This is a genomic window from Kiloniella sp. EL199, from assembly GCF_900313065.1.
Lineage (GTDB): Bacteria > Pseudomonadota > Alphaproteobacteria > Kiloniellales > Kiloniellaceae > Kiloniella.
This window is the reverse complement of sequence record NZ_OMPU01000004.1, coordinates 329,829-345,183: the sequence shown is the minus strand read 5'-3', so window position 1 is coordinate 345,183 and position 15,355 is coordinate 329,829. Positions and strand designations below refer to the sequence as shown.

Annotated in this window: 13 protein-coding genes; 10 read left to right on the top strand and 3 right to left on the bottom strand. The window is 42.2% G+C overall.

The features are described 5' to 3' along the window. Positions 1 to 62: 62 nt before the first annotated feature. The 4 genes from D9A03_RS02195 (at position 63) to D9A03_RS02180 (ending at position 3,904) form a co-directional block, all read left to right on the top strand. Positions 63 to 1,196 (top strand): aminomethyltransferase family protein, encoded by a 1,134-nt coding sequence (locus D9A03_RS02195; protein ID WP_120495598.1) that lies wholly within the window; start codon positions 63 to 65, stop codon positions 1,194 to 1,196. Between the two features lie 85 nt (positions 1,197 to 1,281). After that, positions 1,282 to 1,890, top strand: a complete 609-nt coding sequence (locus tag D9A03_RS02190) for a dimethylamine monooxygenase subunit DmmA family protein (protein ID WP_120495597.1) — start codon at positions 1,282 to 1,284, stop codon at positions 1,888 to 1,890. Then, a complete protein-coding gene (locus D9A03_RS02185; RefSeq protein ID WP_120495596.1) occupies positions 1,887 to 2,852 on the top strand; it encodes a PDR/VanB family oxidoreductase in 966 nt (321 codons plus the stop codon). The genes D9A03_RS02190 and D9A03_RS02185 overlap by 4 nt, the downstream gene beginning before the upstream one ends. Before the next feature lie 11 nt (positions 2,853 to 2,863). After that, positions 2,864 to 3,904 carry a DUF3445 domain-containing protein gene (locus D9A03_RS02180; protein WP_120495595.1) on the top strand — a complete coding sequence of 347 codons (1,041 nt, stop codon included), beginning with the start codon at positions 2,864 to 2,866 and terminating at the stop codon, positions 3,902 to 3,904. An 83-nt stretch (positions 3,905 to 3,987) separates the two neighbouring features. Here D9A03_RS02180 and D9A03_RS02175 read toward each other — a convergent pair whose 3' ends face one another. Further along, positions 3,988 to 4,641 carry a helix-turn-helix domain-containing protein gene (locus tag D9A03_RS02175; RefSeq protein WP_120495594.1) on the bottom strand — a complete coding sequence of 218 codons (654 nt, stop codon included), beginning with the start codon at positions 4,639 to 4,641 and terminating at the stop codon, positions 3,988 to 3,990. A gap of 138 nt (positions 4,642 to 4,779) precedes the next feature. After that, positions 4,780 to 5,721, bottom strand: coding sequence for a LysR substrate-binding domain-containing protein (locus D9A03_RS02170; RefSeq protein WP_120495593.1), 942 nt, complete (start codon positions 5,719 to 5,721; stop codon positions 4,780 to 4,782). A gap of 259 nt (positions 5,722 to 5,980) precedes the next feature. Between D9A03_RS02170 and D9A03_RS02165 the strand changes: the two genes are divergently transcribed. The 5 genes from D9A03_RS02165 (at position 5,981) to D9A03_RS02145 (ending at position 12,778) form a co-directional block, all read left to right on the top strand. Next, the gene (locus tag D9A03_RS02165; protein WP_120495592.1) at positions 5,981 to 6,922 is read left to right on the top strand and encodes an ABC transporter substrate-binding protein; all 942 of its coding nucleotides are present in this window, start codon (positions 5,981 to 5,983) and stop codon (positions 6,920 to 6,922) included. A 91-nt stretch (positions 6,923 to 7,013) separates the two neighbouring features. Further along, a complete protein-coding gene (locus tag D9A03_RS02160; RefSeq protein ID WP_120495591.1) occupies positions 7,014 to 8,042 on the top strand; it encodes a glycine betaine/L-proline ABC transporter ATP-binding protein in 1,029 nt (342 codons plus the stop codon). Further along, positions 8,042 to 10,012 (top strand): proline/glycine betaine ABC transporter permease, encoded by a 1,971-nt coding sequence (locus tag D9A03_RS02155; RefSeq protein ID WP_120495590.1) that lies wholly within the window; start codon positions 8,042 to 8,044, stop codon positions 10,010 to 10,012. Before D9A03_RS02160 ends, D9A03_RS02155 begins: the two co-directional genes overlap by 1 nt. A 4-nt stretch (positions 10,013 to 10,016) precedes the next feature. Beyond that, a complete protein-coding gene (locus tag D9A03_RS02150; RefSeq protein WP_120495589.1) occupies positions 10,017 to 10,400 on the top strand; it encodes a cupin domain-containing protein in 384 nt (127 codons plus the stop codon). Further along, positions 10,397 to 12,778 (top strand): DUF1989 domain-containing protein, encoded by a 2,382-nt coding sequence (locus D9A03_RS02145; RefSeq protein ID WP_120495588.1) that lies wholly within the window; start codon positions 10,397 to 10,399, stop codon positions 12,776 to 12,778. The genes D9A03_RS02150 and D9A03_RS02145 overlap by 4 nt, the downstream gene beginning before the upstream one ends. Positions 12,779 to 12,978: 200 nt before the next feature. Here D9A03_RS02145 and D9A03_RS02140 read toward each other — a convergent pair whose 3' ends face one another. Next, positions 12,979 to 14,001, bottom strand: a complete 1,023-nt coding sequence (locus D9A03_RS02140) for a LacI family DNA-binding transcriptional regulator (RefSeq protein WP_120495587.1) — start codon at positions 13,999 to 14,001, stop codon at positions 12,979 to 12,981. Between the two features lie 133 nt (positions 14,002 to 14,134). On the opposite strand from D9A03_RS02140, the gene D9A03_RS02135 reads away from it, so the two are divergent. Further along, on the top strand, positions 14,135 to 15,271 hold the full coding sequence (locus D9A03_RS02135) for a phytanoyl-CoA dioxygenase family protein (RefSeq protein ID WP_120495653.1): 1,137 nt from the start codon (positions 14,135 to 14,137) through the stop codon (positions 15,269 to 15,271). Positions 15,272 to 15,355: the final 84 nt, after the last annotated feature.

The following is a 15,355-nucleotide window of genomic DNA, read 5'->3' as shown; positions in this document are numbered from 1 at the left end:
CTATTGAAATTGGTTAAAAATCGATTCTAATTATTTGGCTAAAAAGTATCAGGGAGAAGGAAATGACTGCATCTTGGAGATTTTCAACATTAGCTGATCGACATAGAGCAATGGGGTCTCAACTTGAAGACTGGAGCGGTATGGGAACCGCTTGGTCTTATGATAAAGATCAAGAAGAAGAATATTTGGCAATCAGAACTAAAGCCGGATTCATGGATGTATCCGGCTTGAAAAAAGTTCATGTTATAGGGCCGCATGCGAGTCATGTTATCGACAGGGCAACGACACGCAATGTTGAAAAAATAAAACCAGGCAGGTCGACTTATGCTTGTATGTTAAATGATGATGGCAAGTTTGTTGATGACTGTGTGATCTATCGAATGGGACCAAACAGCTTTATGGTTGTGCATGGTTCCGGACAGGGGCATGAGCAGCTGACCCAAGCTGCCATCGGGCGAGATGTCGACATCCGGTTTGACGATAATTTGCATGATATTTCATTACAGGGACCGCTTGCTGTCGATTTTTTGCAAGATTATGTGCCTGGTATTCGTGATGTTGTTTATTTTAGTCATATCCATACTACTCTTTTCGACAAACCCGTAACAATTTCCCGTACCGGGTATACTGGCGAACGTGGATACGAAATTTTCTGTCGCGGGCAGGATGCACCTGACATCTGGGATACGCTGGTTCAAAAAGGTGCGCCTTTGGGGATTATCCCGACACGCTTTACAACGCTGGACTGGTTGCGCGCCGAAAGTTATCTTTTGTTCTTTCCATATGATAATTCAGAAATGTACCCGTTTGAGAACGAGAAACATGGCGATACTTTATGGGAGCTAGGCCTGGACTTTACAGTGTCTCCCGGAAAAACAGGGTTTAGAGGTGCCGAAGAACATTATCGTCTTAAAGGCAAAGAGCGATTCAAAATTTACGGCGTCAAGCTGGATGGTACAGAACCTGCCGAAGAAGGTGCCGCATTATTGAAAGATGGTCAGCAGGTTGGTGTTGTAACTATTGGAATGTATTCTTCTTTAAACAAACATAATGTCGGTATAGCACGAATGCCGGTTGATTGTGCAGTTGATGGCACAGTTATGTCCGTTAAAAACGGGAATAATGAAATAAGATGCACGGCCCATTCGATGCCGTTTTATGATGTTGATAAGAAGCGTCGTACGGCGAAAGGCTAATCGTACAAGAGATACATGCCCTAAATTTTCATCGGGCATGTATCTCTTTGATTAATAACTGTATATTTAGGGAGATGTTGATAACATGTCCAGATTTCAATTCCCAAAGTCGATTATCAGCCGCCCTCTTTACGGTGTCCTTAAACCAAGACAGGGTAAATTTCATCTGATGATTGCTGATGCTGAAGGGGCAGAAGCCCTTTTTGACGTTGCACTGGCTGATCCCGAAATTATGGCCAAAAGCCATATCATGTATTTTCCAAAAAATACCGGTCAATCATACATTGGAAAACTTGAGGAACTTGGTGCCGCCCAATTGTATATTGGCCCAAGCTACGAAGCATCTGTTTCCCGGTTACGAAAGATACTAAATGATGCAAAGGTTGGCCTACAAATTTATTTGACAGGCACTGAAAGTCTGATAGGGCAAGGAATGCAAGAAGTTGCTGCTGCTGGAATTCCTCATACTGAGGTACAGACTGAACATAGAGGTTCTGTTGCGAGAAGAATGCAATGTGTCCATTGCAAAGGTATCACTGAAGATGTGATTTATGATCCCTTTGTTTGTTCTCATTGTGGGTTGAATTTATTTGTTCGTGATCATTACTCGCGGCGACATGCTGCTTTTCAGGGTGTGTGTGTTGATGCGGAAAACCCTGGTGATATACCTGATCCAGTGGAGTTATATTCATGAGTGCAGGAACTAATAAAATAGTTGTAACGGTAACAGACATCGTAGAAATCAATAAGCTTGTTAAACGGTTCAAATTTGAACGCGCTGACCGGGGACAGTTACCAGTGTTTTCAGGCGGAGCACATACTGTTGTTGAAATGCTGGATAGAGGGGTAACACGTCTTAATCCCTACTCGTTAATGTCGGACCCGATGAATCAAGATGCTTATACAATATCTGTACGACGTGACGATGAGGGACGTGGTGGATCGTTGTTTATGCATCAGCAGGTTAAAGTGGGTGATGAATTAACAATCAGCTATCCTGTTAACCTTTTTGCTCTTGATCTCAGAGCAAAAAAACATCTGATGATTGCGGGTGGTATCGGGATTACGCCTTTTTTGGCACAAATAAAACAGCTTTCAGCGTTACAAGGCCACTTTGAACTGCATTATTCTGTGCGAAATAAAACCGTTGGATCTTATGTTGATGAATTAACTGAAATTTATCCCCGGAACACACATATCTATTACAGTGATCACGGGCAATTGATTAAGCTTGTGCAATTATTAGATGGTCAGCCTTTGGGTACTCATCTTTATATTTGTGGCCCAAAAAGCATGATAGCCTGGGTTCGTGAAACTGCGGCATCAATTGGGTGGCCTCGCGAGGCTATCCACTATGAGGAATTTCTTGCTCCACAATCCGGTAAACCCTTTGAAGTCGAGTTGAAACAATCAAACAAAACTATCTGTGTCGGTGAACACCAAAGTCTTCTGGAAGCAATGGAAGCTGCTGATGTTGATGCGCCTTATTTGTGCCGTGGAGGAGCATGCGGACAATGTGAAACCAACGTTATTAGCTTCGATGGAAATTTCTTTCACAGAGATCATTGGCTGGATGATAGCCAAAAAGCCAGTGGGAAAAAAATAATGCCATGTGTCAGTAGATTCGAGGGAAAATCTCTCGTTCTTGATCGTTAAGGAGAGAGAAGATGAGTATACAGTTCAAAAAAGAAACTTTTCGCAATGATTATACTTTTAGAAACTCTCAATGGGCAATTGATCGTTTCCCTTTTCCCTTTCATGAAGACAGCTATATGTACTCGGTAAATATGGAGCAGCATCAGGGTGGGCCAAAAGGTTCCGTTTTCGAAAAAAGATTTGATGTTGATGAACATTATCTGTCTGAGATGGAAGATCGAGCAATTGTTCTGGCCGAGGATCCTCTTCGCTGCCAGTCCTTACCACATATGACACTTGCCGGTTGGGATTTGCTGGAATTGATTATGGTGAGTAAATCAGAAGATTATCCTGATTTATTTGAGTTGCATCGTGAAGGTAATAATTGGCGTTGGGTCAATAAGCCTATGAATATTGATGATCAGTTTGTTTTTATGGATGAAACAACCTTGCCTTATGGGCCAATGGAATATATCACACGTCAAACACAAGGTGATTTTGCTGTCCTGGATCAACGAGATGATAATCTCTGGATGGATGCGGGTATGGTTACAACACAAGCTGACTGGTCATTGGACTTTGACATTGGTATGAATTTTTTTGAATGGCATGCCCCTGTACCAAAAGCACACGAGATGGGTATCTTTGTTCGTGCTTTGAAATTCCTTTTGAATATTCAACAAGGTTCACCAGCCCGTCGATTAAACTGGACGATGACCGTAAATCCTTTACTGGATACAAGCCCGGAAAACTATCATAAATGGGGCGTTGAAAAATCTACATTAGCTAAAGAAAACGTCGGTGAAAAACAACATCTTAGAGTTGAATTGCAGACTTTTTTCAGATTACCAAGATCAAATGCCCTGGTGTTTCCCATACGCTGCTATCTAATTAAATTAGAAGAACTGGTTACTGTTCCCAAGTGGGGACGGCGGTTCCATAGAGTTATCAGAGATTTACCTGAAGAGCTTGCAACTTATAAAGGCTTCATCAATAACCGTCCGATGATTGTCGAATATCTATCTGCATTTGATGATGGACAACCTACCTCAGACGGGATTTGGCCCGACTAATCGGCGGTGATTAATTACTACATTCGCAAACAAGGGTGTTTTATTATCGGGCACCCTGCTTGCTTGAATGACAAGTTTGATAATTATGCTTGCGAATAAGAAATAATCGACAGGTAACGAGCAGGTAATTTTTTTAAAACTTCTGGTCCGTGAGGAGCATCGGCATCAAAAAAGAGAGTGTCTCCCGGTTCTAGTGTATAAATTTTGTTGCCGTGTCTGTAATCCACTTGACCTTCCAGCATATAAAGCATTTCTATACCTTCGTGCTGAAAAGTAGGGAAAATATCTGATTTCTCTGTTAAAGTAATTAAGTATGGTTCAACTATAACACCGCTGGCATTGGAACCTATATGTCCCAACAGATTGTATTGATGTCCGGCTCGTGTCCCATCCCGTTCCATTTCAACACCTTCGCCAGATTTGGTATGGACCGCATCACGGGTTTCTTCAAATCGTCTGAAAAAGGATGTCAAAGGGACACTCAGAACATTTGATAGAGTTTGAAGAGTCGTCAAGGAGGGAGAAGTGTTCCCGTTTTCGATTTTTGAAAGCATTCCTATGGAAAGGCCCGTTAATTTCGAAAGATCTGCAACGGTAATACCTTTTTGACGGCGGAAAACACGAACTTCGCGTCCGATGGCAACTTCAAGGATTTTTTCTCGTTCATCTCTAACACGATGGGGGTTTTGCGATAACACGATCATAGAAGATTCATTTTCTGACGTTTTAGCGTCCATTTTATCAACCCTTTTAAGTTTGTTTGTGTGCGTTATCCATCAACGACAGTATAATAGTATCTGCATCAAACACCAACTTTGTTTCCTGTTAGTGTAAAAAATATATTAAAATGAAATTATGATTTAAAAGAAAAAGCATTAAACAGAGGTTTCCGGTCTGCTATATCTTTTTCGTCTGGCACTGATATTTAACAACCACTGCTCAACATTTTTGCATGCTGGAAATTTAAAATTCTTCTCTGGTGTTAATAGATAATAGCCATATTCTGTACGTATATCTGCTGAACCAAGCGGGCGCACCAATTTGCCTTCTTCCAGCAAATGATCTACGAGATGGCCCCATCCGAGTGCTATTCCAAGGCCATCAACCGCGGCCTGAATTGAAAGAGGATATGTATTGAAGAGCGCTACTTGATGATATTCAGCGCTATCAACTTTCTTGTGGGCTAGCCAAGTAGCCCAGTTCATCCATTCGGAATGATTACTGGAAACTTCAATGAGTGCCAACTTTTTTAAGTTTGATATTTTTGAAGCTTGAGGGTTAGCCTTTAAGAATTCAGGCGAGCAAACTGGAAAAACTGTTTCGCCAAATAAAAGTCGAGATTGATAACCCGGCCAATCTCCATCACCCCGTAATATAGATAAGTCAACTGTTTCAGCAAGGCACTCTTTGTCACTGTCAGAAGCAACGAGCATAATTTTCAGATGTTTATTAGCATTGTTAAAAATACGCAGTCTTGGCATCAACCATAACGAGGCAACTGAATTGGTTGCGGCAAGAGTTACTGTTTGATCCTCTGACTTTTCAATTGTCTGTGCCGAGACATCGCGCAGCATTTCCAAAGCGGGTGAAATTTTTGCAAGAAATGACTGTCCCTGTGACGTCAATCTAATAGATTTATGACGGCGCAAAAAAAATGAAGTGTTATAGTGCAATTCCAGTAAATTTACTTTCCGACTAATGGCAGTTTCACTGATATTCAACAGTTTAGAAGCCCCTACAAAACTTTCACAGTTTGCTGTAGCTTCAAAAGCTAGAATATAATCAAGAGGTGGTAGGGGATTCTTTTTGTTTTGCATCGACTATTTAAATTCAACCTTGTTAAAATTAGTAATATTTATTTCATAACAGTAATATTTTTGTGAAACCTGTATAGCAATTCATTTTTGTTATGCTTTTATTTATACACGAATAATTAGCTTAGACACTAATTTTTTGAGTCATAGCCAATTAAAAATATATGCAGAAAATTACAACTTTGTAGTCAAAATGGTTTCCAATACTGGACATAGAATTCCAGGGTGAAGAATCAATAACAGCAATTAACCGGGAGTTATCATGAAATTTAAATATATGTTGCCTGCTACTGCAATGACTATGGCTATAGCATCAGGTGCTTATGCTGATGACAGTAGTGATCCTATTATTATTCCGATCCATAACTGGTCTTCTCAGATTGTGATGAGTCACGTAGTTGGGCAAATCTTTGAGGGCATGGGAAATAATGTTGAGTTTGTAACGACTGATAGTCAGGCAGTATATGAATCAGTTCGATTGGGAGATGTTTCTCTAGAAGTTGAAGTATGGGAAGGCGCATTCGGTGCTTCTTATGAAGCTGCAAAAGAAAAGGGGGGTATCCATGCTGCCTCTAAACACAGCGCAGTAACACGAGAAGACTGGTGGTATCCACTATGGACAAAAGAAGCATGTCCAGGATTGCCAAACTGGGAAGCTCTAAATGCTTGCGCAGCTGTTTTTGCGACACCTGAAACAGGTGATAAAGGAAGATTTTTGGGTGGACCAGTTGATTGGCTCAAACATGATCAGGAACGCGTTAATGCTCTTGGTATGGACTTTATCGTTGTAAATGCAGGATCTGCAGCTGCTTTGTGGGCAGAAATAGAGGCTGCTGAAAAAACGAAAAAACCAATTGTTTTATTCAACTGGACGCCAAATTTTGCAGAAGCAGTATGGGAAGGTGAGTTTGTTGAATTCCCGACATGGGTGGACTCATGTAACGATGACCCAAGTGTCGGACCAAATCCTGATGCGGCATATGACTGTGGAAATCCTGCAAATGGATATCTTAAAATTGCGGCTTGGGATGGAATGAAAGAAAAATGGCCTGATGCTTACCATACTCTGACACAAGTTTCTTTTACCAATCCGCAGATTGCTGAAATGGCAAAACTTGTTGATGTGGATGAGATGGAGCCAGAAGACGCAGCAGCAGCTTGGCTTGATGAGAACAAAGATGTTTGGGAAAGCTGGATTCAATAACTCAGTTTTACAAATTTTCTTTATTATTGGCCAACTATAATCCCCTGCCTGACTATACACAGGCAGGGGAAATAAAATTTAGAGATTGAGTATGAGCGATATAAATCCGGTGATTTCCTGCAAAAATGTCTGGAAACTTTTTGGTGGAAATGCCGAAAAATACCTTGCCTCTATACAAGAAGGGCAATCGTTCGAACAGATACGCCAGGCCGGATATATAGCTGCTGTACGGAATGTCTCTTTGGATATTGCCCGCGGTGAAATGCTTGTAATTATGGGACTGTCGGGGTCTGGGAAGTCCACATTAGTCCGATGTTTGTCCCGTTTGATTGATATTACTGGCGGTGAAGTGAATGTTGATGGCCAGAATATTATGGATTTAAGTGAAAAAGAGTTGATAGACCTCCGCCGGAAAAAGATGGGGATGGTTTTTCAAAGCTTTGGATTGTTACCTCACAGAACTGTACTCGAAAATGTGGCTTTTCCTTTGGAAATGCGTGGACAAGATCGTCACGACCGACGAGAACGTGCGATGGAAGTTATCAAGCTCGTTGGTCTGGAGGGACGTGAAGAATATTTCCCGAGAGAATTATCAGGGGGGCAACAACAGAGGGTAGGGATTGCCCGGAGTTTGGCTATTGAACCTGATATCTGGTTCCTTGATGAGCCTTTTTCGGCACTGGATCCATTAATTCGCAGAGAAATGCAGGACGAGTTCCTAAGATTACAGGAAATGCTGGGCAAGACGATTGTGTTTATTACACATGATTTTGATGAAGCACTACGCTTGGCTGATCGTATTGCTATAATGAAAGATGGTGCTGTTGAACAGTGCGATACCCCTGACAAAATAGTATTGAGCCCGGCAACAGAATATGTTGCAAAGTTTACAGAAGATATTGAAAAATCTCGTGTAATTCATGCTGGTGTTTTAACAAAACCCATTAATGGTTACAAACTTGAAGGTAGCTCGATTGCTTCTGATTCTACTATTTTGCAACTTTCTCGCCAACTTATAAGTGATGAACGAGATGTTCTGCCTGTTGCAAACAAGGATGGTGTTTTAATAGGTGGCATGAACAGGCAGGAAGCCCTCAACATTTTACTGGGGGATAGTTGATGGCGATTGCTGAGTCACAATTAGCCGGAAAAGCTGGCCCTCTTACACGCACTCAAATAGCACAGATTCTTTTTATACTGGCTGTTTTTACCGCTATTATAAAGCCTATGTTACCGAATATTTTTGTTCGTATTCCTGTTGATCTTATCCTGCCTTATGACATCTGGCTGCAAACTGTATTTGATTTTATAAAAGATGATCTGGGTCTTTTAACTTTAACTCGCGGTATTTCGTCGGTTTTAGAGTGGCTGTTAGATATTACAGCCAATCTTTTGTACGGGAAAAGAAGGTGGCCGAATATTGGACCTGTTCCCTGGATTGCTGTTGCCGCTGTTGCTGCTGTTATAGGGTACTGGCTAAAAGGGTGGAAAATGGCCCTTTTGGCTGGAGGAACATTTGTCTGGGTTGCTTTAATTGGGCAATGGAAACTGGCGATGCAAACGATGTCGGTGATTGCTGTTGCTGCGCCGATGGCTTTTTTCATTGGATTGTTACTCGGGATTTGTGCGTGGAAATATAAGCGTTTTGAACGCATTATAATGCCTGTACTCAGTATTCTTCAGACCTTGCCCTTTTTTACATATCTTTTACCTGCGGTAATTTTCTTCAAAGTAGGTCCCACGGCAGGGTGCATTGCTACCATCGTTTACGCAATTCCGCCTATGGTTCTAATGACATCTTTAGGACTGAAAAAAGTCTCTGCTGAAGTTATCGAAGCAGGACACATGAGCGGTTCAACAAGGTGGCAAATGTTGCGTTATGTGTATTTGCCTGCAGCACGGACCGAAATACTTGTCGGTGTAAATCAGGTCATTATGTTGTGTCTGGCTATGGTTGTGTTAACGGCATTTATTGGAATGCCGGGCCTCGGCGCAAAACTATTGTCTTTGATGAATTCATTAAAGCTCGGAAGAAGCTTTGAAATCGGTATTACAATCGTTCTGATTGCCGTTATGCTTGACCGATTGTCAAAGGCGTGGGTTGTCAAGCAACCGGAACATTTTGAACGTGGGACTTCCTGGTTTGCTCGGCACAAGATTTTGATTCTTGGAATTATTGTCTTTGTTGCCTCAATTATTCTCGCCCAGTTTGTGCAAGTTGCTGATCACATTACCCGTAAACAGGATCTTTCTATGGGCAAGGATATAGATAATGTGATCCGCACTGTTTTGGCCAATGACATAGTTACTGGTGTTACTGATTGGTTGCGATGGTTTTTAATAACGTGGATCTTGATTCCATTCCGGGATGCACTGCTGTGGTTGCCAACCGGAAGTGTTATATTGGGAATAGCTGCGTTTGGATATTTTGTTGGCGGTCGAAAGTCGGCCTTTATAGTCGTCCTCTTCTTCGGTGCCATTGCAATGACAGGTTGGTGGGATCGTTCAATGATCACATTATATGCCGTCATTTCATCAGTAATACTTGCAACATTAATCGGCATCCCTCTGGGTATTGCTGCTGCTCGTAATCCTAAATGGTCGGAACCTATTCTTTTAATTTGTGATACGGCTCAGACATTTCCAAGCTTTATCTATCTGATACCGGCGATCATGCTGTTTAGTGTAAATGATGTCGCTGTTGTTTTTGCGATACTGATCTTTGCGACTGTTCCTTTGATGCGATACACGATTGAAGGAATACGGGCTGTACCAAGTGAATTACTGGAAGCTGCAGATATGGCTGGCGCAACCAGAAATCAAAAGTTGATCAATGTACAGCTTCCCCTGGCTTTACCAACCATGGCTGTAGGGTTTAATCAGGCAATCATGTTTGCATTTTTTATGGTCATTATTGCAGCTTTTATTGGCACTCAGGATTTGGGTCAAGAACTGCAAAAAACACTGGCGGGTAACAATCTTGGAAAGAACTTTGTTTTGGGTATGTGTGTCGCCCTGATGGCGTTAACGTTTGATCATATCATCATGCGTTGGTCAAACGAACGTCGTAAAGCATTAGGCGTGGGATGATAATATGACAAAGCTTTCAGAATATAGAAATGTTGCAAACTTTGATAACACCAAGTTTGAGCCCATGGGCATATTTGCCGAACCGGATGCAAAGATCCAATGGCACAATGTGTCTTTTGATGAAGAGACAGGATACGGCAGCTATTTAATGATTATGGCCCCAGGCGCTCGCAGTAACCTTCACAGGCACGAAGGTGCTGAAGAATTTTTTGTTCTTTGCGGGGATCTGGAAGATTGTGACGGACACACATACAGGTCGGGTGATTTTGTTCGCCTGTCAAAAGGGTCTGCCCATAGCTCTGTATCTTCTTCAGGATGTAAATTGGTTGTAATTCATTGGGGTAAAACCAAAGATCTTTCATCTAGGGAAAAGGATGCTTCGTCATGAACATTCAATCTGTAAAAACCAAGCCTTCTTTTCCAAAACCTTATGAAAGAGCTGGTGTAGTTGTACCAGGCTTACCTATTTTGCCCGAAGGAGTAGAGCGCCATCCGATTCCCGGTGGGGGAAGTCGTGCATTGAAAATCAATAAAGGTGATGAGATTACGATTCAGGATCGCGAAGGTTTACAACCTGTTGAATTGATCTTTTTTGCACCTGACGGGGTTTCCGATGCGAGTATGATCGGGGCAAAAGGCGGACATGATCCCAAAGGACTTAAAGCAGCTCTGGCAAATGATGTGTCTGGCCGTAAGGTACTACAAGCACTTGATGTTTCTGGCTTTGATTTAGGCAAGGCCGATGGCTCGTTAATTTTTGCAGCGGGTTCTTGCGCTGGTGATTATGAAAGCTTTTTTGCATCCTGTGACGGATTGTTGATCGCTTGTGCGATCGGGGGGGCTATGGAACCCTATGAACAGTGTCCTCCTACTGAAGTGGTGCTCTATGTCAGACGGGCAAATCCGGGGGAACCAAAAAATATTTTACTTCCTCCTGATCCTCTTGCAGACCCGTTACGGGATATCAACATTCAACCAGGTGAAGCGAAACCATACGTTGTCAAAGCTGGACAGTTCATTCAGGTTCTTGATGTACAGGGGCGAGAGTGCTCTGATTTTCAGGCATTTTCCCTGAGAGCGTTGGACCGCGGGATTGAAAGAGAAATTGACCCGACAACGACCCGATCCCTTATGGGGTCTCTCTATCCCATGCCAGGGATTATGTCCAAGTTTTTCTCAATTGATCAAGAACCTCTTGTCGAGGTTATTCAGGACACAGTCGGACGACATGATACTTTTGGGCTGGCTTGTACTGCACGGTACTATGAGGATTTAGGTTATCCGGGACATGTGAATTGTTCAGATAATATCAACAGGGAACTATTGAGGTACGACATCCGCCCAAGAGGGGGGTGGCCCGCGATTAACTTCTTTTTCAATACGATGCTTGATGAGACTAACGCAATTGGAATGGATGATCCATATTCACGTCCTGGTGATTATGTTTTGTTACGTGCTTTGACTGACATCGTTTGTATTTCAACGGCTTGCCCGTGTGATATTGATCCTGCAAATGGTTGGAACCCAACCGATATTCAGGTTCGCGTTTATGATCAAAAAGAATATTTCAAGCGCTCTATTGGCTGGCGCAAAACCCCGGGGGCTGATTTGGAAGAAACAAAAAAAACTGGATTTCATGATTGCTTCGCTCGCCATACGCGCGATTTTGTTGAGTATGCGGGCTATTGGTTACCCAATCAGATGACAAATCATGGGGCGATTGCTGAATATTGGGCTGCACGTGAAAAAGCTGTGGTGATGGATTTATCACCTTTGAGGAAATATGAAGTAACAGGTCCTGATGCAGAAGAATTGATGCAACTTTGCGTTACTCGTAATATCAAGAAACTGGCTGTTGGCGGTATTGTCTATACTGCAATGTGTTACGACCACGGAGGGATGATTGATGATGGTACTGTCTACCGTCTGGGCGAAACCAATTTTCGCTGGATTGGTGGAAATGATCAATCGGGTTTATGGCTGAGAAAACAGGCAGAAGAACATAATCTGAACGTTTGGGTTCGAAGTTCTACTGATCATCATTGTAATATTGCAATACAAGGTCCTTTATCCAGAGATATTCTAAAACAGGTTATCTGGTCGCCGCCTCAGCAAGCAACCGTCGAAGAATTACCTTGGTTTCGTTTGACGATTGGACGGATTGGCGACTTTCATGGCCCGTCAGTTGTTATTAGCAGAACAGGCTATTCGGGAGAGTTGGGGTACGAGGTATTTTGTCATCCAAAAGATGCAGAACAGGTTTTTGATGCAATATGGGCTGCTGGAGAACCTTTGGGGATGATTCCGTTAGGATTGTCGGCATTGGATATGTTGCGAATTGAAGCAGGCCTTATTTTTGCTGGTTCAGAATTTGATGATCAAACTGACCCGATGGAAGCAGGTATCGGTTTTACTGTGCCGCTAAAATCAAAGAGTGATGACTTCATTGGACGCTCGGCTTTGGAGCAGCGAAAAGCACATCCTCAAAAGAAATTGGTTGGCCTTGATTTGGAAGGTGGGATAGTACCGATACCAGATGATTGTGTTCGTATTGGCAAAGCGCAAGTAGGTGTCATAACATCTGCAATGAAGTCGCCTGTTTTGGGGAAAGTTATAGCCTTGGCCCGAGTAGAAGTGCTGCATTCTGAATCAGGAACGGAACTTGAGGTAGGGCAGCTGGATGGTGAACAAAAGCGATTAAAAGCTACTGTAGTTCCGTTCCCTCATTTTGATCCGAAAAAAGAGAGAGTGAAGGGTAATTACTGAAAATCATAAAGGATATTTTAGTCCCTTCGTTGCGGAGAAACTCAAACAGTGTTCTTTGAATGATAATGGCAACTGTTTTTGATTTCTATTTCCACAAACTGATTAAATCCCCCGGCTTTAATCAGATAGAAATATAACTTTATAGCGAAGTCACTTGTCTAAACAGAACCTCCTTTGACTAAAACCAAAGGAGGTTCTGTTTATATTGTGGGGATGTTATAGGGTGTTGCGATACCTATTTCTGAAGGTGAAATGGTGAAATCGCTCGGCAGCAAGCGGTGGTGCTGAAGTATTAGCTGACAGGCACGGCGGGCATCCTGTCGCAAGTTGTGATATATAACGAGTGATATCTTGCCCTGTCGAAGGAGTTGCACATTATCTCTGTCGAGGTCGTGTGCAATGAAAAATTGGTAAGGTTGCTCAGTCTTGTTTAAGCTTTCCAAAATTGCTTTGTTTCCGCCACCTGCTGAATAGACTGCAAGGATATTTTTTTCATGACTTAAAAGTTCAAAAGCCAAATTCTTTGTTGTTTTATTATCTCCGCGACCCTCTGTTAATTTGAGAATCTTAACTTGGTCAGGTGTATCTGAGAAGATTGATCTAAAGCCGATTTCCCTCTCTTCTTCTCCTTGGAAAACATCTCGAGAGAGCGTAAGTAGGATTTGGCCAGATTGATTACCAAGACAATTCTTCAACATATAACCAGCGGTTTGACCTGCTCTATAATTATCCATGCCGATATAGGCAAGTCGGTTAGATCGGGCGATATCGGTAACAAAGCTTACAACCGGAATGCCTGACGCGACAATCTTTTGCACGACTTGATTTATTTCAGGTACATTAGGTAGTTTCAAAATTAAGCCATGGCTTCCGCGTCGGCGAATTTTGTTTAATAGTGCTATGATCTGTGAGACCGACATGATTTCGTTAAGATGAAAGCGGCAACGAAAACTGGCAGGTCGCATGCCGGGCATTTCTTTTTCAAAGGCCTTTTTGACCTCTTTTGAAAATCTTTCAGGTGCTTCCATAATAACGTCAAGTGTGAAGCTCTTTCCCGCCTGCTGTGTGTTTTGGCGCTGTTTTTCTAGTTCATTGATTGCATCTTGAACACGCAATGCCGTTTCCGGTTTTACATTACCACGTTTATGAACGACACGATCAACAGTGGCCAGGCTAAGTCCGGCTTGATAGGCAATACTTTTAAGGAGGAATTTTTGTTTCATTAATTGAGGTCTTTTTGAGGTGTTTTTTATCTCGCACAGAGAATATCACAGTTACTGTGTTTTAAAGAATAAAACAGTTTTGTGGCCGCCAAATGTAAACTTTGAGGTCCGTTGTGAGATGAAAGCCCCGAATATGAATGATAGTTCAATAAGAGAACAGCGTGATCGCGAAGTTTGGATATCCGCTGATTGCGGTTGTTTAGAAGTCTTTAAAGAACAAGTGTCGCAAATGACAAAATTAGAAGATTGGCCATTTGCTCAAGAAGTTGTTCATAATGTACTGATTTATGATGGGAAAAAAGTAAGAGATCTGTCTCAAAAAACAAACGCTAAACGACAACTGATGGCTGAATGGACGATAGCCTTATCAAAAGGCCCCGGTGTGCTAGTCATCAAAAGGGCTATGATTGATTTAGATGTTGTCGATCGGGCGTCAGAAGTCTTTGAAAGTATCATTGTCTCGGAAAAAGAAACAAATCTTGCTGCTGGTGACCATTTTGCAAAAGCAGGATCAAATGATCGTATCTGGAACGCTTTGGAAAAACATTGTATCACTGATCCGGTGAACTTCGCCCATTATTATGGGAATATTACCCTTGCTATGGTGAGTGAGGCTTGGCTTGGGGTTGGCTATCAAATGACAGCACAGGTCAACAGGGTAAACCCGGGTGGTAGTGCACAAGCTGCTCATCGGGATTATCACCTCGGGTTTATGACAAATGAACAGATGTCTAGCTATCCAAGCCATATTCACAAGCTTTCACCTTTGTTAACCCTTCAGGGGGCTGTGGCCCACTGTGATATGCCTGTTGAAAGTGGGCCAACAAAATTTTTGCCCTATTCCCAATTGTTTCTTGAAGGATATCTGGCATTTACCCGCCAGGAATTTCAGGATTATTTCGAAAATAATTATGTGCAACTCTCCTTGGAAAAAGGGGATGCTGTATTCTTTAATCCTGCCCTTATGCATGCTGCGGGGGAGAATAAAACCAGTGATATTTATCGTTTGGCAAATCTGTTACAGGTTTCGTCAGCATTCGGGCGCGCAATGGAGCTGATTGATCGCAATCGAATGTTGTCTGTACTCTTGCCTGTATTGCAATCTGCCAAACAATCAGGAAGTTTGTGTGATGAGATGTTGAAAAGTGCTATTGCCGCCGCCGCAGAGGGATATTCTTTTCCTGCTAATCTTGATATTGATCCCCCGATAGGAGGGCTTGCGCCAAAGACACAAGCTCAAAAAATTCAAGAAGCTGTTTTTAATAAATAATACGATGTCGAGATATTTTATATAAAACAGTTAGTTTCAAGGTTTGTTTAATGTAATTAGTTAATACTTGAATGATTTTACAGC